General features: G+C 68.8%; 21 protein-coding genes and 1 pseudogene. 6 read left to right on the forward strand and 16 right to left on the reverse strand.

Annotated elements, in window-relative coordinates; all coding sequences use genetic code 11:
- Window positions 1–40 precede the first annotated feature (40 nt).
- The 4 genes from CA982_RS04150 to CA982_RS04165 are packed head-to-tail and all read right to left on the reverse strand — an operon-like array spanning window position 41 to window position 3,543.
- On the reverse strand, window positions 41–700 hold the full coding sequence (locus tag CA982_RS04150; RefSeq protein ID WP_086534077.1) for a 3-oxoacid CoA-transferase subunit B: 660 nt from the start codon (window positions 698–700) through the stop codon (window positions 41–43).
- A gap of 10 nt (window positions 701–710) precedes the next feature.
- Complete coding sequence (locus tag CA982_RS04155) at window positions 711–1,544, reverse strand: CoA transferase subunit A (RefSeq protein WP_086534078.1); 834 nt, start codon at window positions 1,542–1,544, stop codon at window positions 711–713.
- Window positions 1,541–2,308: a 3-oxoadipate enol-lactonase gene (gene pcaD / locus CA982_RS04160; RefSeq protein WP_086534079.1), complete on the reverse strand. Its 768-nt coding sequence runs from the start codon at window positions 2,306–2,308 to the stop codon at window positions 1,541–1,543. Before pcaD ends, CA982_RS04155 begins: the two co-directional genes overlap by 4 nt.
- Window positions 2,305–3,543, reverse strand: a complete 1,239-nt coding sequence (locus CA982_RS04165) for an acetyl-CoA C-acetyltransferase (RefSeq protein WP_086534080.1) — start codon at window positions 3,541–3,543, stop codon at window positions 2,305–2,307. Before CA982_RS04165 ends, pcaD begins: the two co-directional genes overlap by 4 nt.
- 89 nt (window positions 3,544–3,632) lie before the next feature.
- Between CA982_RS04165 and CA982_RS04170 the strand changes: the two genes are divergently transcribed.
- A complete protein-coding gene (locus CA982_RS04170) occupies window positions 3,633–4,520 on the forward strand; it encodes a LysR substrate-binding domain-containing protein (RefSeq protein WP_086534081.1) in 888 nt (295 codons plus the stop codon).
- Window positions 4,521–4,608: 88 nt separating this feature from the next.
- On the opposite strand, the gene CA982_RS04175 is transcribed toward CA982_RS04170, so the two are convergent.
- Window positions 4,609–5,385, reverse strand: coding sequence for an enoyl-CoA hydratase (locus CA982_RS04175; RefSeq protein WP_058249749.1), 777 nt, complete (start codon window positions 5,383–5,385; stop codon window positions 4,609–4,611).
- A 135-nt stretch (window positions 5,386–5,520) separates the two neighbouring features.
- Window positions 5,521–6,627, reverse strand: a complete 1,107-nt coding sequence (locus CA982_RS04180; RefSeq protein ID WP_208617879.1) for an enoyl-CoA hydratase/isomerase family protein — start codon at window positions 6,625–6,627, stop codon at window positions 5,521–5,523.
- A 44-nt stretch (window positions 6,628–6,671) separates the two neighbouring features.
- Here CA982_RS04180 and CA982_RS04185 point away from each other — a divergent pair, with 44 nt between their 5' ends.
- Window positions 6,672–7,544 carry a siderophore-interacting protein gene (locus tag CA982_RS04185; protein ID WP_086534083.1) on the forward strand — a complete coding sequence of 291 codons (873 nt, stop codon included), beginning with the start codon at window positions 6,672–6,674 and terminating at the stop codon, window positions 7,542–7,544.
- Window positions 7,545–7,617: 73 nt separating this feature from the next.
- Here the strand turns inward: CA982_RS04185 and CA982_RS04190 are convergent.
- Both CA982_RS04190 and CA982_RS04195 read right to left on the reverse strand, forming a co-directional pair.
- A pseudogene (locus tag CA982_RS04190) lies at window positions 7,618–7,925 on the reverse strand (Rossmann-fold NAD(P)-binding domain-containing protein); the annotation flags it as partial.
- A gap of 41 nt (window positions 7,926–7,966) precedes the next feature.
- On the reverse strand, window positions 7,967–8,458 hold the full coding sequence (locus tag CA982_RS04195) for a MarR family winged helix-turn-helix transcriptional regulator (RefSeq protein WP_086534084.1): 492 nt from the start codon (window positions 8,456–8,458) through the stop codon (window positions 7,967–7,969).
- Between the two features lie 93 nt (window positions 8,459–8,551).
- Between CA982_RS04195 and CA982_RS04200 the strand changes: the two genes are divergently transcribed.
- A complete protein-coding gene (locus CA982_RS04200) occupies window positions 8,552–10,033 on the forward strand; it encodes an MFS transporter (RefSeq protein ID WP_086534085.1) in 1,482 nt (493 codons plus the stop codon).
- Window positions 10,034–10,163: 130 nt separating this feature from the next.
- Here CA982_RS04200 and CA982_RS04205 read toward each other — a convergent pair whose 3' ends face one another.
- Both CA982_RS04205 and CA982_RS04210 read right to left on the reverse strand, forming a co-directional pair.
- Window positions 10,164–10,919, reverse strand: coding sequence for a GntR family transcriptional regulator (locus tag CA982_RS04205; RefSeq protein WP_086534086.1), 756 nt, complete (start codon window positions 10,917–10,919; stop codon window positions 10,164–10,166).
- A gap of 34 nt (window positions 10,920–10,953) precedes the next feature.
- Window positions 10,954–12,105 (reverse strand): acyl-CoA dehydrogenase family protein, encoded by a 1,152-nt coding sequence (locus CA982_RS04210; RefSeq protein ID WP_086534087.1) that lies wholly within the window; start codon window positions 12,103–12,105, stop codon window positions 10,954–10,956.
- A 151-nt stretch (window positions 12,106–12,256) separates the two neighbouring features.
- Between CA982_RS04210 and CA982_RS04215 the strand changes: the two genes are divergently transcribed.
- From CA982_RS04215 to CA982_RS04225, 3 genes are read left to right on the forward strand one after another with little or no spacing between them, the layout of a single operon-like run.
- Window positions 12,257–13,090: an HpcH/HpaI aldolase/citrate lyase family protein gene (locus CA982_RS04215; protein WP_086534088.1), complete on the forward strand. Its 834-nt coding sequence runs from the start codon at window positions 12,257–12,259 to the stop codon at window positions 13,088–13,090.
- Window positions 13,087–14,112 carry a MaoC family dehydratase gene (locus CA982_RS04220; RefSeq protein WP_086534089.1) on the forward strand — a complete coding sequence of 342 codons (1,026 nt, stop codon included), beginning with the start codon at window positions 13,087–13,089 and terminating at the stop codon, window positions 14,110–14,112. Before CA982_RS04215 ends, CA982_RS04220 begins: the two co-directional genes overlap by 4 nt.
- Window positions 14,113–14,156: 44 nt before the next feature.
- On the forward strand, window positions 14,157–15,296 hold the full coding sequence (locus CA982_RS04225; RefSeq protein WP_086534090.1) for a CoA transferase: 1,140 nt from the start codon (window positions 14,157–14,159) through the stop codon (window positions 15,294–15,296).
- A 229-nt stretch (window positions 15,297–15,525) separates the two neighbouring features.
- On the opposite strand, the gene thpD is transcribed toward CA982_RS04225, so the two are convergent.
- The 6 genes from thpD to CA982_RS04250 form a co-directional block, all read right to left on the reverse strand.
- Entirely contained in the window at window positions 15,526–16,479 is a 954-nt protein-coding gene (gene thpD, locus CA982_RS04230; protein ID WP_086534153.1) for an ectoine hydroxylase, read from the reverse strand.
- Between the two features lie 21 nt (window positions 16,480–16,500).
- Window positions 16,501–16,626 carry a hypothetical protein gene (locus tag CA982_RS27055; RefSeq protein WP_279627956.1) on the reverse strand — a complete coding sequence of 42 codons (126 nt, stop codon included), beginning with the start codon at window positions 16,624–16,626 and terminating at the stop codon, window positions 16,501–16,503.
- 90 nt (window positions 16,627–16,716) lie between these two features.
- The gene (gene hpnE / locus CA982_RS04235; RefSeq protein ID WP_086534091.1) at window positions 16,717–18,066 is read right to left on the reverse strand and encodes a hydroxysqualene dehydroxylase HpnE; all 1,350 of its coding nucleotides are present in this window, start codon (window positions 18,064–18,066) and stop codon (window positions 16,717–16,719) included.
- Between the two features lie 90 nt (window positions 18,067–18,156).
- Window positions 18,157–19,344, reverse strand: a complete 1,188-nt coding sequence (locus CA982_RS04240; RefSeq protein ID WP_086534092.1) for a CynX/NimT family MFS transporter — start codon at window positions 19,342–19,344, stop codon at window positions 18,157–18,159.
- On the reverse strand, window positions 19,341–20,015 hold the full coding sequence (locus CA982_RS04245; protein WP_086534093.1) for a FadR/GntR family transcriptional regulator: 675 nt from the start codon (window positions 20,013–20,015) through the stop codon (window positions 19,341–19,343). The genes CA982_RS04240 and CA982_RS04245 overlap by 4 nt, the downstream gene beginning before the upstream one ends.
- A gap of 64 nt (window positions 20,016–20,079) precedes the next feature.
- The gene (locus CA982_RS04250) at window positions 20,080–20,733 is read right to left on the reverse strand and encodes a DsbA family protein (RefSeq protein ID WP_086534094.1); all 654 of its coding nucleotides are present in this window, start codon (window positions 20,731–20,733) and stop codon (window positions 20,080–20,082) included.
- Window positions 20,734–20,814: the final 81 nt, after the last annotated feature.

Genomic DNA, 20,814 nt, shown 5'->3' on the forward strand with positions numbered 1-20,814 from the left:
GTCAGATTCCGTCGACCGTGCGTCTGCGCCTGCAGGCGATCTACGTCCCGGCCGTCGCGTAGGCGGTGGTGCGGTCGACCACCGGCGCACCGGTCGCGTCCGCGACCATCCCCAGGTCGACGCCCGGGGCGAACTCGACGACGTCGAATCCCGTTCCGGCGATGTCGAACACACCGAGGTCGGTGATCACGCGACTCACCACGCCGCGGCCGGTCAGTGGGAGCGCGCAGCCCTCGAGCAGCTTGTGATCACCCTTCTTGGTGACGTGGTCCATCAGCACGATGACCCGGCCTGCGCCGTTGACGAGGTCCATGGCGCCACCGATGCCCTTGACGAGCGCGCCCGGCACCATCCAGTTGGCCAGGTCGCCGTTCATCGCGACCTGCATGCCACCGAGGACCGCGACGTCGACGTGCCCGCCGCGGATCATCGCGAAGCTCGTGGCCGAATCGAAGTACGAGGCCCCGGGCAGCACCGACACGGTCTGCTTGCCGGCGTTGATGAGGTCGGGGTCGACCTCGTCGTCGTAGGGAAACGGTCCGACCCCGAGGATGCCGTTCTCCGCGTGCAGGTGGACACCGGAGTTGTCGGGCATGAGGTCGGGAATCATGGTGGGCAGCCCGATTCCCAGGTTGACGTAGTCACCGGGGGTGAGTTCGCGAGCGGCGCGGGCGGCCATCTCGGTACGGGTCCAGGTCATGTCGACACTCCTAGGCTGACGGCGATGCGGTGGGACGTTCACGGACCGTGCGCTTCTCGATCCCCTTGCGCGCGACCTGCTCCGGGGCGAGCTCGACGATCCGCTGCACGAAGATGCCGGGCAGATGGATCTCGTCGGGTCCGAGCTCGCCGACCTCGACCACCTTCTCCGCCTCGACGATCGTGACGCGCCCGGCCATCGCCGCCGGCGGATTGAAATTGCGTGCGGCGGCATGGAACCGGCAGTTGCCATCGGTGTCGACGACCGCTGCCCGGATGAGTGCGTAGTCGGTGACGATCGACTCCTCGAGGACCATCTCCCGACCGTGGAAGGTCCGAACCTCCTTGCGCGGCGACGCCTCCGCGATGGTGCCGTCGGAGTGGTAGCGCCAGGGCAGCCCGCCCTCGGCGACGAGCGTGCCGACGCCGGTGGGGGTGAAGAACGCCCCGATCCCGCTTCCGCCGGCGCGCATGCGTTCGGCGAGGGTGCCCTGCGGTGTGAGTTCGACGGTGACCTCGCCGGACAGGAACTGGCGACCGAATTCCTTGTTCTCGCCGATGTAGGACGCGACCACCCGGTCGATGCGACGGGCCTCCAGCAGCAGCCCCAGGCCCGCGCCGTCGGCTCCGCAGTTGTTGGAGACGATGGTCAGGTTCGCCGCACCCTGCTCGAGAAGCGCGTCGATCAGGAAGCCGGGGATCCCGGCCAGCCCGAAGCCCCCGACCGCGATGCTCGCACCGTCGGGGATGTCGGCGACCGCCTCGGCCGACGACGCCGCGAGTTTGATCGGGCCGCCGGGACGGTCGAGGACCGTCGTCGTGGCGGCACTGTCGCGAGTGCTCATTGTTGCTCCAGGTGTTCGATGAGTGCGGGTGTGATGGTGTCGGCTTGTTCGGCGTTGGCCAGGTGGGCACAGTCCGGGACCACCAGCAGGCGGCCGTGCGGCACAGCATCGACGATGTCGCGCAACAGATCCGGCGGGGTGGCCGGGTCGTCGGCACCGGCGATCGCCAGCGTGGGGGCGGTGATCGACGAGAGGTCGGGTCGCTGATCCATCGCGGCGATCGCTTCACAGCAGGCCGCATATCCCTCCGCGTGAGTGCCGGCGACCATCGCCTCATACCCCTGACGCGCCTCGGAGTTCGCAGCGAGGTACCCGGGGGTGAACCATCGCTGGACCACGGCCGTGGCGACCGCCGAGGTGCCGTCGGCACGCACGAGCGCGGCCCGGTCGGTCCAGCCCTGTGCCGGTGGCAGATACGCCGCGGTGCACAGCAGGGCCAACCGCTCCACGCGTTCGGGATTCCGTGCGGCGACCCGCATCACGGTCATTCCGCCGAGCGACAGCCCGACGAGGTGTGCGCGTTCGATGTCGAGCCGGTCCAGGAGGGCGATGACGTCGTCGGCCAACTCGTCGATCGTGTACGGGCCCTGCGCAACCGGCGAATCACCGTGCCCGCGGGTGTCGTAGCGGACGACCCGGAACCGCTCCTCGAGCGCGTCGATCTGCGCGTCCCACATCCGATGCGTCGACCCCAGTGAGTTGGACAGCACGACCGCCGGCCCGTCGGGACGCCCGGTGACGACAGCATGGACCTGCACGCTCATCGGGTCGCCTCGAAGATGGCCGCGAGTCCCTGTCCGCCGCCGATGCACATCGTCTCCAGGACGTATCGGGCGTCGCGACGGCGCGCCTCGTGGGCCGCGGTGGCGAGGATGCGTGCGCCGGTCGCCCCGATGGGATGGCCCAGCGAGATGCCGGACCCGTTGGGGTTGAGTCGATCGTCGGTCGGGTCGACCTTCCACTCGGCCAGGCAGGCGAGCACCTGGGCGGCGAAGGCCTCGTTGAGTTCGATGAGGTCGATCTCGTCCAGCGTGAGGCCTGCGCGGTCGAGGGCGGCGGCGGTGGCTCCCACCGGTCCGATGCCCATCGTCTCGGGCTCACACCCGGTGACGGCCCACGAGCGCAGCGCGAGAAGCGGTTCGAGCCCTCGACGCTCCGCTTCGGCGCGCGTGGTGACCACGGCCATGGCCGCACCGTCGTTCTGGCCCGAGGCATTCCCGGCCGTGACCGTCGACTCGGCGTCGATCTTGAGTCGGATGGGACGAAGCGCGCCAAGGGATTCGACAGACGCATCGGATCGCGGATGCTCGTCGCGGTCGACGACGGTGTCGGGACGGCCCCGCCGGCCCGGGATGGTGACGGGCACCAGTTCGTCGGCGAAGCGGCCGCTGTCGTGCGCCGCGATCGCCCGTTCGTGGGAACGGGCCGCGAACGCGTCCTGCTCGGCCCGCGAGATGCCGTACTTAGCACGGAGGTTCTCGGCGGTCTCGATCATCCCGCCGGGAACCGGGTGCGACTCGCCGCCCGCGGTCAGTCGCCCGCGGTCGAGGCGATCGCGGAGTTCGACGCCGCCCTGCTTGATCCCCGACCGCAGGCCCAGCGCGTAATGCTCGACGGTCGACATCGACTCGGCGCCACCGGCGACGACGAGGCGGGCACCTCCGGTCGCGACCGCCGCGGCGCCGGTGAGGATCGCCTGCAGTCCGGAACCACAGCGACGGTCGATCTGCATGCCCGGCACTCCGACACCGAGACCCGCGTCCAGGGCCGCGATCCGGCCGAGCGCCGGTGACTCGCCGTTGGCGTAGCCCTGCCCGAGGATCACGTCGTCGACATCGCCCTCCCCCAGCCCGGTGCGACCCGTGAGTTCACGAAGGAGGTCGGTGGCCAGGCGTGTGACGGGGACCGTCGACAACGCCCCGCCCATGCGCCCGACCGGGGTGCGCAGCGGTGAGCAGACGACGACGTCGGTACCCGCATCTGTGGGGAGAGAAGCCATGGGACCACCGTAAGGACCGGCATCGATATGGAGAAGTATCCATTTGGCAGAAATTGATATGGACCAGATATCAGCGCACACTGGCGAGCATGGAACTGCGACACCTGCGGTACTTTCGCGCCGTCGCCGAGGAGTTGCACTTCGGCCGGGCCGCCCATCGGCTCCACATGGCCCAGCCACCGCTGTCGCAGCAGATCCGCCAGCTCGAGGACGAGCTCGGCGTCGCTCTGCTGGTCCGGTCGACGCGGCGCGTGGAGCTGACCCCGGCAGGTGCTGATTACCTGCAGCGAGCTGTCGCGATCCTGGACTCGGTCGACGCCGCATCACGGCAGGCGCAGCGCATCGCCGACGGACGTCAGGGCAACCTCGCGATCGGGTGCGTGGGTTCGGCCACCTATTCGCTGCTACCCGCGCTGGTGCGCGCATTGAACGACGAACTACCGGATGTGGACGTCAGCGTTCGCGGCGAGATGCTGGCACCTGCCCAGATCGCCGCGCTCGCGGCCGGGGACATCGACCTCGCGTTGCTGCGCATGCCGGTCGACACGACCGGACTGCAGATCGAACCGATCCGCTGCGACCGCCTGATCGTGGCGTTGCCCCATGACCATCCGCTCGCCCACGGCGCACCGGACGCGACCGTGGACCTCGCACTGCTGGCCGGCGACGACTTCATCGTGCACGCGGGCGGCGGGAAGTCGATCATGCACGGGGTCCTGTCGGCCGCCGCCGGACGCGCGGGATTCGTCCCGCGCATCCGGCACGAGGTCGAGGAGACGTCGACGCTCGTGACACTCGTGGCTGCCGGGGTGGGGGTAGCCCTGGTCCCCGAACCCACCTCGGCGCTGGGCGTGCCCGGCGTCGTCTATCGGCCGCTCGACACCGCCGACGAGGTCGAACTGGCCGTCGCGTTCCCGGACGGGCGCCGGACCCCGCTCGTCGACCGGGCTCTGTCGGTACTACGCACCCTCTCCTGATCGTCTGAACCCACCCCTTTTCGGCAGATCCACCCACCGCACAGGGGGTGGAAATGCCGACAAAGGGTGGGTGTGCGGACGTTGTGGCTCAGCGGTGGGTGAAGTTCGGGTCCCGCTTCTCGACGAAGGCAGCCATTCCCTCGGTCTGGTCGTCGGTCGCGAACGTGGAGTAGAACAGCGCGCGCTCGGCGCGGACGCCCTCGACCAGGCTCGACTCGAAGGCGCGGTTGACCGCGTCCTTGGCCGCCGCGGACGCGATGAGCGACTTCGAGGCGATGACCTCGGCGACCTCGATGGCGGCGGCGCGGCAGTCCTCCTTGGGCACGACGCGCGACACGAGGCCGAGGCGTTCGGCCTCGTCGACCTTCATCTGCCGCCCGGTGAGCACCATGTCCATCGCCTTGGCCTTGCCGACGGCGCGGGTGAGACGCTGCGAGCCGCCGATGCCGGGGATGACGCCGAGGTTGATCTCGGGCTGACCGAAGACGGCGTTGTCGCCGGCGATGATGGTGTCGCACAACATCGCGAGCTCGCAGCCGCCGCCGAGTGCGTAACCGGTGACCGCCGCGATGATCGGCGTACGCGCCCGCGACAGCTCATCCCAGGCGCCGAAGAACTGCTCGTTCACCACATCCGCGTAGGACTTCGACGACATCTCCTTGATGTCGGCGCCCGCGGCGAACGCCTTCTCTGAACCGGTGATCACGATGGCGCCGATCCCCTGGTCGACGTCGAATTCGCGGACGGCACCGACGACTTCGTTCATCAGTTCGGTGTTGAGCGCGTTCAGTGCTTTCGGGCGGTTGAGGGTGATGATGCCCACCCGGCCGCTGGTCTCGACGATGATGGTCTGGTGTTCGGTCATGGTGAGTCCTCTTTCGGTCGGTGACGGCCCGGTCGTACGGGGCTGGTCGTACGGGGCGGGATGCTACGGGCTGAACCCGCACGCGGGAAGGTCCGGCATCGTCGCCGTTGGTTCGCGGTGAAGGGCGTTCCTGGGTCAGGCGGTCGGGAACGTGAGGTCGTCGGGCAGCGGCGCGAAGAAGGCGTCGACGGCGTCCTCGGAGAACGCGGCCCACTTCGGGTCACGGTCCTTGTCGATGACCTGGGCGCGGATGCCCTCGGCCATGTCGGGATGAAGCAGGCAGCGCACCGAGACGCGGAATTCACGGACCAGCGTGTCCTCGAGGGTCGCGTCGCCGGCCGCCTCCCGCAACGATCGCAGCGTGACAGCCAGTGCGGTCGGACTTTTCGCGGCGATGGCGTCGGCGGTCTTGTCGGCGAAGGGCGTACCGACCGCGCGGCATCGTTCGATGATCTCCGAGACCGTCTCGGCCGCAAACGCTTCCGCGATCCACTCCCGCTGTTCGGCGAGTTCGGAGGCCGGCGCGTCGACGGCGTGCTCGGACAGGGCCGCCTCGACTCCCGAGTCGCCGATCGCGGCGAGGAACGCCGGGAGCGATTCGGACGGGACGAAGTGATCGGCCAGACCCATCGCGATGGCGTCGGCCCCGCGCAGGTGTCCGGCGGTGAGACCGGCGTAGGTTCCGAGTCCGCCCGGAACGCGTGAGAGGAGGTGCGTGCCACCGACATCGGGCACGAATCCGATGCCCACCTCGGGCATCGCGAGCTTCGTGCGGTCGGTGACGACACGGATGTCGCCGTGCGCGGAGACCCCGACCCCGCCGCCCATCACGATGCCGTCCATGATCGCGACATACGGCTTGGGGTAGCCGGAGATCAGCGCGTTCAGCCGGTATTCGTCGAACCAGAACCGCGCCGACGGCGACTGCTCGGCATCGCGGTCGGTCGACTCGGGATTGCCGCTCAGCGCGGACGCATCGCGATGGATGGCGACGATGTCACCGCCGGCGCAGAGCCCCCGCTCACCGGCGCCGGAGAGAACGACGGCCTCGACCGCGTCGTCGGCGGCCCAGGCCGCGAGGTGCTCGGCCATCGAGCCGACCATCTCGTGATCGATCGCGTTGATGGACTTCGGACGGTTCAGGACCAGCGACCGCGCCGACCCGTTCTTCTCCGTCAAGACCGATGGTTCCGACACGGACGAACTCCTCTCCACACCGACAGGCTTCTCAGATGGTTGCATATCCTAGTAACCCGGGTCCAGCCAACTCAGGTTAGGGTTACCTCATGGGCTATTCCAGAGCACGCGTGTCCGACGTCGCCGACCTGACGCCCAATCTGCGTCGCATCGTCTTCGACGTGGCCGATCTGCCAGGACTCGGCTTGCCCGGCGGCGCCGACGAAGCCGTGGGCATCTACTTCCCGCACGACCCCGAGCGTGTCACACCGGATATGGAATGTCGCGACGGCACGTGGGCCTACTACGACATCGAACCGGCACCCGACGGCCGAAACTACTCGATCCGGTCGGTCGACCACTCCGCCGGGACCATGGTCGTCGACTTCGTCATCCATGCCGCCGGCCCCGCGACGCTGTGGGCGCAACGCGCCGAGGCGGGGTACGACGTGGTGATGACGCACGCGCGGTGCTGGTACGCGCCACCCGCCGGCGTCGAGCGGTTGATCCTCGCCGCCGACCTCGCCGGGCTCCCCGCCCTGGCACGCATCCTCGACGAACTGCCGTCGACCGACGGGGTCACCGCAGTGGTCGAGGTACCCGCACCGACCGAACTGTCCTACCTACCCGAGCGCGATGTCGAGCTGATCACGCTCGTCGGTGGCAACTCCCGCACGCCGAGCCGGCTCGCTGACACGGTCTGCGGGCTCACGTTGCCGACCTCCGGCGCGTACTGCTGGTTCGCCGGCGAGGCCGCCGAGTCGCGCGCGGTGCGCAAGCACCTCCGCGGAAACCTCCGCTGGGACCGCGGGTCCTATGACGTCATCGGCTACTGGCGTGTCGACGCCGAGCGCTGGACGCAGGCCTATGTAGAACGGGGCGCCGAACTCTTCGCCGTCTATCGCCAGGCGCTCGACGACGGCAAGAGCGAGAAGCAGGCCTCGGAGGAATTCGACGAAGCGCTCGAACGGGCGGGCCTGTGACCAGCTAGTACTCGGCGACCATTCCCCTCCTGGGCGCGCGGTACATCGTCCGCAGGAATCGGGGCGCTGCCCGATGGGAGCCGAACACAACGACTTTCGATTCCGTACCGGCGGACAGCGCCGAACGCCAGGCGGTCAGCAGGTCGGTACGCCGAACACGTTGACCTCGACGATCTTCCGCTCCCGCCCGGTCGCGGGGCCCATGCCCGCGGCCAACACGGCCCCATCGAGCCGCCCGCCGGATCGGGCGAGGACCTCATCGGCCGCGCCGCGTCGACTCTCGGGTGTCGACAGATCGGCGATGACCTCGGCGTCCCGCTGATCGACCCCGATCACGGCGTGTCCGTCCGCGCGCAGGGCGGCGGCCACCGACGAACCCATCCCCGACGCCGAACCGGTCACCACGTATGTGCCGGCCGGGGTCACGCCAATCCCCTCTTCCCGCTGTCGGATTCATCGGTCGCGCCGTGCCGGTGCTGGGTCCGCTCGTAGGCATCGTTGAAGGCACGCAGTTCGTGGAGCAGAGCCTGCGGCGAGCCGGGGGCCAGGTCGGCGAAGACCTGCTCGAGCCGTTGGGCGCGCAGCAGACCATCGCGCCGGAACGCCTCCCGCCCCGCCTCGGTCGGGCGGATCAATTTCGACAACGAGTCCTCGACCTCGAATCGCTCGACATAGCCGTGTTTGATGGCGGCGTTGACCTGCCGGTTGACCGTCGACTGCTCGAGTTGGAGGTCGGCGGTCAGCTCACGCAACGTCCGCGGCCGACCGTCGGACAGAATCCAGAGGATCGCGAAGGCCGAGCGTTCCAGCCCGACGCCGGGGTGCACCAGGCTGCGACGCCGTGACATCCGCAGCAACTCCTGCGCCAGGTCACGATGCACCGGCGACTGCCAGGGCGCATGGTCCTCCGACATCTCTCCTCCATCTCTCGACGTGGACAATCTACTGTCCGATTTGCATGTGTACATTACATATGTATGCTGCATACCTCGAAGGAGGTCTCTCCCATGAGCCAAGTACGAGGTTCCGCACCCGAGCTGACCGACGACCCGTCGGACGCCGTCGAGAAGGCACCCGCCGGTGCCATCGGCAGCGTCGTGGTGCTCTGTTTCGGCGGTCTGGTCGCCTCGCTGATGCAGACGCTGATCATCCCGATCCAGCCCGACCTCCCCCGTCTCCTCGGGACGTCGATCGGCAACGCCTCGTGGATCATCACCGCGACCCTGCTCGCCGCCGCCGTGGCCATGCCGATCGCCGGACGTCTCGGCGACATGTTCGGCAAGCAGCGTGTCCTCCTGGTGAGCGCGGTGCTGCTCACCCTCGGTTCGCTGATCTGCGCGCTGGGCGATTCACTCATCCCCCTGATCATCGGACGCGGCGTGCAGGGCCTGGCCATGGGCTTCATCCCCGTCGGGATGAGCCTCATCCGCGAGATCACCCCGCCCCGGATCACCTCGATGGCCGTCGCCGCGATGAGCGCGACCCTCGGTGTCGGTGGCGCGATCGGCCTACCGCTCGCGGCCTGGATCGTCCAGACCTGGAACTGGCATGCCCTGTTCTATGTGGCCGCCGGCCTGGGCGTCCTCGTCACGGTGGCGGTGCTGGTCCTGGTCCCGCGCGTCAACGACGCCGCCGGCGGCCGCATCGACATCCCCGGCGCGATCGGGCTGGCCGTGGGACTGTCCGCCTTCCTCATCGCGGTGTCGAAGGCCAACGACTGGGGCTGGACGTCCGGCGCCACACTGGGACTCGGCATCGGCGGAATCCTGGTGCTGATCGGATGGGGATTCTTCGAACTGCGCCAGCGTGAGCCGCTCGTCGATCTGCGCACCACCGCACGACCCGCCGTCCTGCTGACCAACATCGCGGCCGCGGCAATCGGATTCGGCATGATGGCCCAGTCCATCGTGCTGCCGATGCTGCTGCGCCTACCGGAGGCCACCGGATACGGTCTGGGACAATCGCTTCTGGCCGCGGGTCTGTGGATGGCGCCCGGCGGACTGATGATGATGATCTTCGCGCCCATCTCGGGCATCCTCATCAACCGGATCGGCGCCAAGATCACCCTCGCCATCGGCGCCGCCATCCTCGGATTCGGTTACCTGCTCGCCTTCTTCCTCATGGATGCGGCCTGGAAGCTGATGCTGGCGTCGATCGTGTGCGCCATCGGCGTGGGTGTCGGCTACGCCGCGATGCCGACCCTGATCATGGGTTCGGTCCCGGCCACCGAGGCCGGTGCCGCCGTGGGACTCAACGGACTCATGCGTTCGCTGGGCACCACCATCGCCTCCGCCGTGATGGCGTTGATCCTGGCCAGCGCCACGATCCCGCTCGGCGGCACCGAGGTTCCCGATGAGTCGACGTTCACCTGGTGCTTCCTCGTCGCCGCGGCCGCCGCCTTCGTCGGCATGGCGATCACACTCACCATTCCGTCGCGTCGCGGATCGTCGAATGTGCCGGAAGAGCAACCACTTCCCGCTCGGAGCTGAGACGGGTACCGCTTCGTGCGGGACCCCGCTCTCCTCGCACCTCAGGGAGCGGAAGGGGGTAGCGCTCCTCGCACCTCAGGGAGCGGAGGGGGAACGCTTCTTGCGGGTCAGCGACCAGTGGGTCTACGACTCACTCCGATCGCGGTTCGGTGGTGCGGCGCAGCGTGACCCGGTAGGTGTAGTGCTCGGGGAGGAAGTGGCTGACCGCGAGTTCGACTGCCCGGCCGCGTGAATCGGTGTACAACCGGTCGACGCGCAGCACCGTGTGCCCCACGGGGCAGCCGAGTCGGGCGGCGGTCGCGGCATCGGCGACGGTGGCGGTGATCGATTGCGCGCACTCCTCGATCGGGTGTGCCAGATGCGGTTCGAGCAGGCCGATCATCGTGTGGTCACTGCGCGCACCGGCCTCGACCTCGGGGGCGTCGATCACCAGGCGTGCGACCGACTCCGGCCACCACACGGTGGTCACGACGAACGGGACCCCGTCGTGGAAGCGCTGGAAGACGATGCGGTACACCACGTCGGTGTCCAGTCGCAGCCGGCCCGCGGCTTCGAGATCGACACGGCGCGCGGGTGATTCGAGCACCTGCATCGCCGTGTCCGCGGACAGGTTCATCAGGTCTTCGATCGAACCCAGCTGGCGCAGATACTGACCCGCGTTCTCGGTCGCGAACGTCCCGCGGCCGGGGACGCGGTAGACCGAGCCGTCGGTCACGAGTTCCAGGAATGCGCGGCGGACGGTCTGCCTGCTGAGCCCGTACTCCTCGGACAGCTCGGATTCGGTCGGCAACCGCACGCCGCCGGCGTATCGCCCCGCGACGATCTGCGATCGCAGCTCGGCGGCCAGCGTCTTGTACGCCGGTTCGGGCTGGCCCATGTCACCCACTCATCCCACCGCTTCCGCTCCGATCGACACGAACTCAGATGCCGCCGCGGGACACCAGCTGCGCCGCGATCACGTTGCGCTGGATCTCGTTGGTGCCCTCCCCCACGATCATCAGCGGGGCGTCGCGGAAGTATCGCTCGACGTCGAACTCGGTGGAGTAACCGTAGCCACCGTGGATGCGCACGGCGTTCAGGGCGATCTCCATCGCCACCTCCGACGCGTAGAGCTTGGCCATACCCGCTTCCATGTCGCAACGCTCGCCCCGGTCGTACTGCTCCGCGGCGTGCCAGGTCAGCTGGCGCGCTGCGGTGAGTTTGGTGGCCATGTCCGCCAGGTAGTTGCCGATCGACTGGTGCTTCCAGATGGGCTGACCGAACGACTCCCGCTGCTGCGCGTAGGCGAGCGAATCCTCGAGTGCGGCGGTCGCCACCCCGAGCGCGCGGCACGCGACCTGGATACGACCGGTCTCCAGGCCCTTCATCATCTGACCGAAGCCCTTGCCCGGAACCTCGCCCAGGATCGCCGACCGGGGTGCGCGATAGCCGTCGAAGGACAGCTCGCAGCTCTCGACGCCCTTGTAGCCGAGCTTGGGCAGGTCGCGTGAGACGGTCAGTCCCGGACCGTGTTCGACGAGCACGATCGAGATGCCCTTGTGCCGTGGCCGCGCTCCCGGGTCGGTCTTGCACATCAGGGCGATCAGACCGGATCGCCGCGCGTTGCTGATCCAGGTCTTCGCGCCGCTGATCACCAGCTCGTCGCCATCGGTCTTCGCCACGGTCGTCATCGCCTGCAGATCGGAGCCGCCACCCGGCTCGGTGAGCGCCATGGTGGCGCGTAGTTCGCCGGTCGCCATCCGCGGCAGGTACCGGAGCTTCTGCTCCTCGGAGCCGAACAGCGCCAACAGTTTCGCGACGACGGTGTGCCCGCCCATCGCTCCGGCCAGGCTCATCCACCCGCGCGCGAGTTCCTGGGTGACCCGCGCATAGCACGGCATCGACACCGGCGAGCCGCCGAACTCCTCGGGCACGGCGAGACCGTAGATGCCGATCTGCTTCATCTGGTCGATCCACTTCTCGGGGTACTCGTTCGCGTGCTCGACCTCCTGGACCGACGGCTTCACCTCGCGGTCGACGAAGGACCGCACGGTGTCGACCAGAAAAGTCTCTTCGGCGGAAAGCGAGCTCATGATGGTGCCCCTACGGTGTACGGCCAGATTTGTACGGCCATTTTGTCGATCGTCGCCCCGCCTGTCAACACTTTCAAAGCCCGACGGAGTCTGATAGAACCGGAACGGCATCACATATGGCCGCACATTTGACTCGACCCCTGGAGCACCCGTGCAGAGAAGACGAGCCGTCCTGGTCGCGCCCGCCTCCGACGACCGCAAGGCCCGCAAGGCGCTGGCTTCGATCGCCGACGAGGTCGTCCTCGACCTCGAGGACGCGGTGACCCCGGCGAACAAGGACTCCGCACGCGCAGCGGCCGCCGATCTGGTCGCCGAGTTCGGCGCCGACCGCGCGATCTCCCTGCGCGTCAACGCCATCGACACGCCCTGGGCCGCCGCCGACCTCGCCGCCTGTGCCCAGATGCCCACTCTGACGTCGGTGGTGCTGCCGAAGGCCGACTCGCCGGCCGATCTCCGGTCCGCCGACGAACAGCTCGGCCGGGCGCCGGTGCGCCTGCAAGCGCTGCTCGAATCGCCCCGCGGTATCCGTGACGCGGGCGCCATCTGCGCGGCCACGAACCGGCTGGACGCCGTCCTCATCGGTTACGCCGATCTCGCCGCGTCGTTGGGACGCAGCTCCGGGCTGCCGATGCAGACGTGGCACGTCGTCCAGGACTCGGTGCTGCTCGCCGCGCGGGCGGCCGGCGTGGACGTCATCGACGGACCGCATCTCACCATCGCCGACGACGACACCTTCCGCGACGCCAAGCGCTGGGTCCGCGACCTCGGATTCGACGGCACCTGGGTGATCCATCCCGCTCAGCTGCAGTCCGCCATCGAGATCTTCACCCCGGACGCCGCCGCCGTGGAGGACGCACGACGGGTCCTCGACGCGCTCGAGAAGGCGGCCGCCGCCGGCGCCGGTGCGGCCGAACTCGACGGCCGGATGCTCGACGAGGCGCTCGCTGTCTCCGCGCGACGCGTGCTTGCGAAGGGAGCAGAATGACCGCACCCGACCCGACCGGCGACGCGACCACCGCCGTCGGCGGCCCCTACTTCGACGAACTGTCCCCCGGGCAGATCTTCGACGATGCCCCGTCGCTCACGGTGACCGACGGCCTCGCGGCGGCGCACCAGATGATCCTCGGCGATCGTCTGCGCCTGGCACTCGACGCGCACCTGTCCGGTCGCGTGATCGGTGGTGGCACACTCGCCCATCCGGGGCTGGTCACCGACATCGCGATCGGTCAATCCACGCTGGCCACCCATCACGTGAAGGCGAACCTCTTCTACCGCGGCCTGCGGTTCCTGAGCCACCCCCGGATCGGCGACACGCTGACAACCGTGACCGAGGTGGTCGGGTTGCGCGAGAACACATCGAAGCCGGGTCGCGCGCCGACCGGCCTCGCCGCGCTGCACATGGTCACGACCGATCAGCACGGCGCAACCGTCCTCGACTTCTATCGCTGCGCGATGCTGCCGTTGTCGCCCGGCACCGATGCCGGACGCACCGGGCACGCGGATGACCTGAGCACCATCGGACCGGGACACGACGCGGAACCCGTCATCCCCGCATGGGACCTCGCCACCTTCCGCGAATCCGTACGCGGACAGCACTTCTCTCCCGACCTCGCCGGCCGCTCCTTCACCTCCAGCGCCGACGTGGTGTCCAGCGCACCGGAACTCGCCCGGCTCTCGCTGAACATCGCGGCCACACACCACGATGAACGGGTGGCCGGCGCGGCCGCCGGCGGACGCCTCGTCTACGGCGGCCACACCATCGGACTGGCTCTCGCACAAGCGAACCGGGCCCTCCCGAACCTGGTGACGGTGACCGGTTGGGACTCGTGCGATCACACCGGACCGGTACACGAGGGCGACACCCTCAGTTCGACGATCCTCGTCGAGGAGGCCACGCCGCTGGCCACCGGAGGAGGTGTCCTGCGCCTGCGGTCCACCGTCGTCGTACACGGAGACGACTCCGATCGCGAGGTCCTCGACTGGCGTTTCCGCGTCCTGATGGCCTGATCGTCTGCCGAATCCCCCATTCCACACTCCAGGAGTTTCCGCGCATGAGCTCGCATCCCCGTCCGCTCGAAGGCCTCCGCGTCGTGGAGGTGTCGAGCTTCGTCGCCTCACCGCTGTGTGGTCTGACCTTGTCGCAGCTCGGCGCCGAGGTGATCCGTGTCGACCCGATCGGCGGCGCCGCCGACGTCAACCGGTGGCCGGTCACCGGCGACGGCAACTCGATCTACTGGACCGGCCTCAACCGCGGCAAGAAATCGGTCACCGTCGACTTCCGTGATCCCGCGGGTCAGCGGGTCGTTCAGGACCTCGTCACCGACAGCGGCCCGGGCGGCGGCATCCTCGTCACCAACGCGGGTGGACGGTCGTGGATGAGTCACGAGACTCTGACCGCCCGGCGCCCCGACGTCATCACGCTGGAGTTGCTCGGCCGCACCGACGGCACCCCGGGAGTCGACTACACCGTCAACGCGGCGCTGGGATTCCCGGCGATCACCGGGCCCACCGATTACGCCGGCGTCGTCAACCACGCACTGCCGGCCTGGGATGTCGCCTGCGGCCTCTATGCCGCACTGGCGATCACGGCGGCGGTCCGACGCCGGGATCGGACCGGCATCGGAGCCCAGATCACCCTGCCCCTGGAGGACACCGCCCTCGCCATCGCCGGGACGCTCGGATATCTCACCGAACCGCAACTGGGCGGCGGCACCCGCCCGGCCACCGGGAACGACGTGTACGGCACGTACGGAACCGACTTCGAGGCCGCCGATGGCGGTCGGTTCATGCTGGTCGCGTTGACCCCGCGCCACTTCCGCGGCCTCGTCGAGATGACCGGGACCGGTGACGCGGTCGCCGCCGTCGAGCGGGCACTGCATGCGGATTTCAGCACCGAGGACGACAGGTACACCCACCGCGCAGTTCTCACACCGCTGTTCGCGGCGTGGTTCGCGCGGCACACCACCGCCGAGGTCGAGGCCGCGCTGAGCGAGACCTCCGTCCTCTGGGAGCGCTACCGAACCTTCGGCGAGGTCGTCGAATCGGGTGTACTGGAACGCAATCCACTCTTCGGCGAGTTGGACCAGCCCGGCATCGGCACCTACCTCGCGGCCGGACTCCCCGCGAGGTTCGATAACGAACACCTCTTCGCCGGACCCGCCCCGGACCTGGGTTCGTCGACGGGGTTCTGACCCTTCGTGGCTCGCTTCGCTCGCACCTCAGGGAGCAAAGGTGGGCCTTCGCTCGCACCTCAGGGAGCAGCGGGGGTGCGACCGCACCTCAGGGAGCAGCGGGGGTGCGACCGCACCTCAGGGAGCAGCGGGGGTGCGACCGCACCTCAGGGAGCAGCGGGGGTGCGACCGCACCTCAGGGAGCAGCGGGGGTGCGACCGCACCTCAGGGAGCGATGGGTCGGTCGATATCACCGGTGCGCCAGGTGATCCGGGCGCGGTGCGGTCCCGCCGTAAGGTTCCTGGAGTGCGTTCGACTTCGCGTTGAAGACGACGAACAGATTGCTACGCGGGTAGGGCGTGATGTTCCCGCCGGAGGCATGCAGGCAGTTGGAGTCGAAGTAGAGTGCGGACCCGGCCGGCCCGGTGATCGTGTCGATACCGAGTTCGTCGGCGAGTCTTGCGACGTCCTCTTCCTCCGGCGTCCCGAACGGCGGCCGGTAGGACGTCAGCGACTCGCGGTGGTAGTCACCGGGTGTCGAGCCCACACAGCTGACGAACCGCCGGTGTGAACCGGGAATGATCATCAGCGGGCCGTTGGTCGTGAAGTTGGGTGTGAGGGCGAGGGACACACTCAGTGCGCGCGGCGCGGGCATGCCGTCCTCGGCGTGCCAGGTCTCGAAGTCCGAGTGCCAGTAGAAGGGTCCACCGGCGAAGCCCGGCTTCAGGTTGATCCGGCTCTGGTGGATGGTCACGTCGTCGTCGAGGATCTGCCGGGCGACGCCGACGATCGATTCACGCGAGCAGATCTCGGCGATGATGTCACTGAGTTGATGCACCGCGAACAACGATCGCACGTCACCGCTCGACGATTCGCGGATCACCCGCTCGTCGTCACCGAGCCGCTCGGTGATCGCGTCCACCTCGCGAAGACAGTCGGCGATGTCGGCGTCGGCGAGAACGCTTGTCTCCGTGTGATATCCGCGGTCGGCGTAGCGTCGGAGCTCGGGGGCGGACAGTGGCCCGGGGTTTCCCATGCTCCCCCACACCGTGTTGTGCGGACGCGGCTCGATCTGGCTGCGCTGCGCGAGGCGGGTGCGATAGACGTCGACACTCGCACTCGTCGGCTGTGCGCCCGACGGAACGGTGGCCGGTCCGCGAGTGTCGGCGGTCTCGGAGATCTTGGTTGCTGTGTGAGTTGCCACGATCTTCAACGATCCTTTCCCTCATCCGGCGGGCCGCTCTCGACGCAGATACGCCTCGGCGGCAGGCAAGGTGATGATGTTGTGCACGACCGTCGGACGGCGACGCGTCGCGATCTGCACGGCGTCGGCGGCGCGATCGGTCTTCACGCGTGCCGGGAACGTCCGTATCTTGCACCCTGCCAGGGACGACGGCGCCCCGCAACCATGCTGGTATGCGCGGCGGACAGCACCCTCGACTCAGCCGCGGCGGGCGTACTCCAGGATGATGTCGACGGCCCGGGCCGCGCTCTGGCACGCGCCCTCCATCGTCGTGGTCCAGTCGGTGCGGGTCCAGTCACCGGCGAGGGCGAGACCGTCGACCTCGGTGCGCTGGTCGGGGCGGATGCCCGCGGTTCCCGGTCGTTGCGCGAAGGTCGATTTCGGCATCCGGACCACATGGCTGTGGACCACCTCGGCATCGGCCGCCTGCGGAAAGTACCGCCGCAGCATGTCCATCTGGATGTCGGTGATCTCGGCGTTCGTCTTCGAGATCAGGTCATACGACGCCGATACCGTCGTCGAATAGAAGTGATTGTCGCGCGGTTCGCGGCCGTGCATACGCTGGCGGTCCCAGACCTGCTCCAGCACACCCTCACCGCCGTAGAGGATCTCGCCCCAGTCGGCCATCCCGATCGAGCGGTCGAGGTAGAGGTTCACGCTCACGATGGGCACCGGGGTCAGGTTCTCGACGGCACGATAGATGCGGTCGTGTCCTGGGACCTGATCGAGGAGCCCCTTCACGTTCCACACCGGCACCGCGCAGATGACCGCGTCGGCCGCGATCTTCTCGCCGTCGGCGAGGGTCACACCGCGCACGGTCCCGTCGGTCACGTCGATCGACGACACCACCGCGCGGTGACGGACCTCCACACCGGCATCGGCGAAACGCTTCTCGGCGCCCTCGATGAACAGCGTGTCGAGATCGACGGTGGGGTATCCGATCGAGATCGGCGTCCGCGTCTCCCGAGCCCGCCGGGCTCCCGTCACCAGCAGATCGGCCGGGACCTTGGCCGACGAGATGTCCGGCTTGTCCCCGGTGAGACCGATGACGATGCCGTCCCAGAGCGCGTCGCGCGCCGACTGCGGCAGTCCGATGCGCCGGAACCATTCGTCGGCCGTGATGTCATCGAGCCAGTCGGGTTGCCGAAATGCCTGACGTATCAGGGTGATCTGCGCACGCGCGGTCCGTAGCCGGTCGAGGCCGGTCACCCCGGGCAGGTCGCCGAGCGCCGCGCGGAGCCCGGACAGGCCCGCGAAACCCGATGTGCGGGTCGCCCCGCCGGGCATGCGGACCGTCATGCGCCCCGGGAATGCCACGTGTTGACGGGTGCCCACACTGTCCAGGTAGCGCATGAGGTGCTCGTATCCGCTGGCGAACACGTGCTGACCGTTGTCGGGGACGTCGTCGACGGCGTGCAGGGGCATCGAGATGGTGCGACCGCCGAGCGAACCGCGCCGTTCGAGCACGGTGACGCGCTGACCTGCCTCCGAGAGCCACACCGCCGACGCCAGACCGGCGAGTCCCCCACCCACGACCACGCAATGCATGCGCAACAGATTAGCGGTCAGGGCTGACCGGTATCGAGGTTGCGCGGATTCGCCCGCTGTAGCACCGGAACCGCCCGGACTCAGCCGGAGTCAGCCGGTCATCTTGACGTTCTTGGCCGCCCCGAGCACCGAGAGGGCCTGCGGCACCAACACGAGACCGAGGACCGCCATCGCGAGTGTCCACGACCCCGTGACGTCATGGATTCCGCCGATGACGATCGGACCGGCCGCCGCGGCCAGGTACCCGACGGACTGCGCCATCCCGGACACCTGGCCCGTCTGCTCGGACCCGGAACTGCGCAGCACCATGAAGAGCAGAGCCAGACTGATCGACGAGCCGGGTCCGACCATCACGCAGGCGGCCCAGAACCCCGGCCACACGTCGGTGCTCAACAGGCCGACGAAGCCGACGGCGCACACGGTGATCACCGACAGGGTCACGACACGCTGATCGGCGAAGCGGCCGGCGACGATCGGCGCGAGCAGCGACATGATCAAGGCGACGACCTGCGCCGACGCCAGAACCGCGCCCGCCCGCAGCGGCGACATCCCGGTCTCGACGAGGTACTGCGGCAACCACGCGACGAACGTGTAGAAGATCAACGACTGCGTACCCATGAACACCGTGATCGCCCACGCGATCGGGTTCTTCAGCAACGACGACGTCGGCGCGGCCGAGGTCACCCGGTGAACCATGGGGAGTTGCGGGATCCACACGACGACGGCGACCAGGGCGAGGATCGCCCACATCGCGAGCGCAAGACGCCAGTTCCCGCCCAGCGCGTCGTCGATGGGGACACTCACCCCGGAGGCCACCGCGGCACCGCCGGACAGCGTCATCGAGTAGAGACCCGTCATGAGCCCGGAGCGGTGCGCGAAGTCGCGTTTGATCAGCGCCGGGAGCACGACGTTGCAGGTGCCGATGGCGGCTCCGATGACCGCCGAGCCGGCGAAGAGGGCCGCCGCGGACGGGATCAGCCGCACGAGGATGCCGACGATCAGCACCAGTAGCGCACCGAAGATGACCCGTTCGATGCCGAAGCGGTTGGCGAGGCGGGGCGCGACCGGGGCGGAGAGTCCGAAGAAGAGCACCGGAAGCGCGGTGAGCAGGCCGGCGACCGCGCTGCTGAACCCGGCATCGTCGGAGATCACGCCGATCAGCGGCCCGACGGCCACGACGGCCGGTCGCAGGTTAGCGGCGACCAGCATCACCCCGACCGCGGTGACGATCACCCCGACACCGGTCCGCTCGCGGGTCGACAGAGCCTGCCCGCTCATTCCGGCACCTCGGTGAAGTCGACGTACGCGTACACGGCCGCGCGCGCCGCACCGGCGTCACCCCGTTCGATCGCGTCGACGACGTCGCGGTGCCCCCGCGGGTGCGTCTGCTCGGCCAGCGGACGGCGCAGCACCGCCGGGTGCGTGCGGGCGATGACCTCCGCGATCCCGTCGTACATCTCGATGAGCAGTGCGTTGCCGGAGGCGACGACGAGCTCGGCGTGAAAAGCGATGTCTGCCTCGGTGTATCGATCCAGGTCGCCGTCAGCCAAGGCACGCTCGGTGCGGGACAGCAGCGTGCGCAGTCGCTTCACGTCTTCGTCGTCGGCACGACCGGCTGCACCGGCCGCCGACTCGCTCTCGAGTGCGCGACGCACCTCGAGGAGATCGCGGAGCTCCGACGGAGTGGAGCGCCGTGCGATGGCGCCGGCGAGTGGGCTCCGACCGCGCACATAGGTTCCGTCGCCGCGCCGCGGCTCCAGCATGCCGGCGTGTTCGAGCGCCCGAGCGGCCTCGCGGATCGTGTTCCGTCCCACCCCGAACTGCGCCACGAGCTCTGGCTCGGCGGGAATCCGCTCGCCGAGTGGCCAGGTGCCGTCGGCGATCAGCTCCTGCATTCGTTGCACGACGAGCTCACTGGTCCTACGGGGTGGGGTGATCTGTCCGGACACGAAAAACAACCTAACATCCCATGTTTCGAGCTCCGGCGCCGCCCGGTCGCGCCGCCCCGATGGCTCAGGCGGCGGTGGCCGCCCGGTGTAGCGCACCGGCGAGGTCGTCGATGGTGGTCGGCATGAGGCGCTGATCGTCGAGGAAGAACGTGGGAGTGCCCTGCACGCCGAGGGCCAGACCGTCGGCGACGTCGGCGCGAATCCGCTCCAGCGTGGCCGGACTGTTGTACGCGGAGTCGAACGCGGGCATGTCCAGTCCGAGGTCGAGCGCGAAGCCGCGGAACACATCGTCGGCGGGCACCCGCTGCTCACCCCATTGCGCCTGGGTGGCGAACATGCGCTGGTACATCTGCTCGAATCTGTCCTGTGCCGCAGCGGCTTCGACGGCGCGGGCCGCGCGTTCGGCGTTGAAGTGGCCGGGCATCGGGAAGTAGCGGACCACGAAGGTGATCCGGTCGCCATAAGTGCGCCGCAGGTCCTCGATGATCGGATGGACCGCGCCGCAGGCCTCGCACTCGAAGTCGAGGAATTCGACGAATCGGGCCCGCTCGTCGGCCGGAGCCGTCAGGCGGTGACTGTCCGGGCGTACCAGGCGGTCGGCGGCGACGGCGGTGTCCGCGGGTGCGGGCGCGGGTTCGCGGTCGATGAGCACGGCGACACCGAGGACGACGACGACGGCCGCGAGGGCCGCCCATGCGATCGTGGTCGGTCTGCTCATCCGTCCAACGTAGAAGCAATGGAATCGGCGGCCCGACCGGCCCCCTCAGCAGAACAGCCCGCACAGGCCGGGCAGACATCA

The organism is Gordonia lacunae (genome assembly GCF_002149015.1).
GTDB classification, from domain to species: domain Bacteria; phylum Actinomycetota; class Actinomycetes; order Mycobacteriales; family Mycobacteriaceae; genus Gordonia; species Gordonia lacunae.

What these genes read in the sequence shown, in the direction of transcription:
- CA982_RS04210 (WP_086534087.1), bottom strand. Translation starts at nt 12,105, where the DNA reads ATGAGCTCGCTTTCCGCCGAAGAGACTTTTCTGGTCGACACCGTGCGG.
- CA982_RS04185 (WP_086534083.1), top strand. Translation starts at nt 6,672, where the DNA reads ATGGGCTATTCCAGAGCACGCGTGTCCGACGTCGCCGACCTGACGCCC.
- CA982_RS04170 (WP_086534081.1), top strand. Translation starts at nt 3,633, where the DNA reads ATGGAACTGCGACACCTGCGGTACTTTCGCGCCGTCGCCGAGGAGTTG.
- CA982_RS04250 (WP_086534094.1), bottom strand. Translation starts at nt 20,733, where the DNA reads ATGAGCAGACCGACCACGATCGCATGGGCGGCCCTCGCGGCCGTCGTC.
- CA982_RS04175 (WP_058249749.1), bottom strand. Translation starts at nt 5,385, where the DNA reads ATGACCGAACACCAGACCATCATCGTCGAGACCAGCGGCCGGGTGGGC.
- CA982_RS04180 (WP_208617879.1), bottom strand. Translation starts at nt 6,627, where the DNA reads ATGCAACCATCTGAGAAGCCTGTCGGTGTGGAGAGGAGTTCGTCCGTG.
- CA982_RS04240 (WP_086534092.1), bottom strand. Translation starts at nt 19,344, where the DNA reads ATGAGCGGGCAGGCTCTGTCGACCCGCGAGCGGACCGGTGTCGGGGTG.
- CA982_RS04225 (WP_086534090.1), top strand. Translation starts at nt 14,157, where the DNA reads ATGAGCTCGCATCCCCGTCCGCTCGAAGGCCTCCGCGTCGTGGAGGTG.
- CA982_RS04165 (WP_086534080.1), bottom strand. Translation starts at nt 3,543, where the DNA reads ATGGCTTCTCTCCCCACAGATGCGGGTACCGACGTCGTCGTCTGCTCA.
- CA982_RS04200 (WP_086534085.1), top strand. Translation starts at nt 8,552, where the DNA reads ATGAGCCAAGTACGAGGTTCCGCACCCGAGCTGACCGACGACCCGTCG.
- pcaD (WP_086534079.1), bottom strand. Translation starts at nt 2,308, where the DNA reads ATGAGCGTGCAGGTCCATGCTGTCGTCACCGGGCGTCCCGACGGGCCG.
- CA982_RS04195 (WP_086534084.1), bottom strand. Translation starts at nt 8,458, where the DNA reads ATGTCGGAGGACCATGCGCCCTGGCAGTCGCCGGTGCATCGTGACCTG.
- CA982_RS04150 (WP_086534077.1), bottom strand. Translation starts at nt 700, where the DNA reads ATGACCTGGACCCGTACCGAGATGGCCGCCCGCGCCGCTCGCGAACTC.
- CA982_RS04155 (WP_086534078.1), bottom strand. Translation starts at nt 1,544, where the DNA reads ATGAGCACTCGCGACAGTGCCGCCACGACGACGGTCCTCGACCGTCCC.
- hpnE (WP_086534091.1), bottom strand. Translation starts at nt 18,066, where the DNA reads ATGCATTGCGTGGTCGTGGGTGGGGGACTCGCCGGTCTGGCGTCGGCG.
- CA982_RS04220 (WP_086534089.1), top strand. Translation starts at nt 13,087, where the DNA reads ATGACCGCACCCGACCCGACCGGCGACGCGACCACCGCCGTCGGCGGC.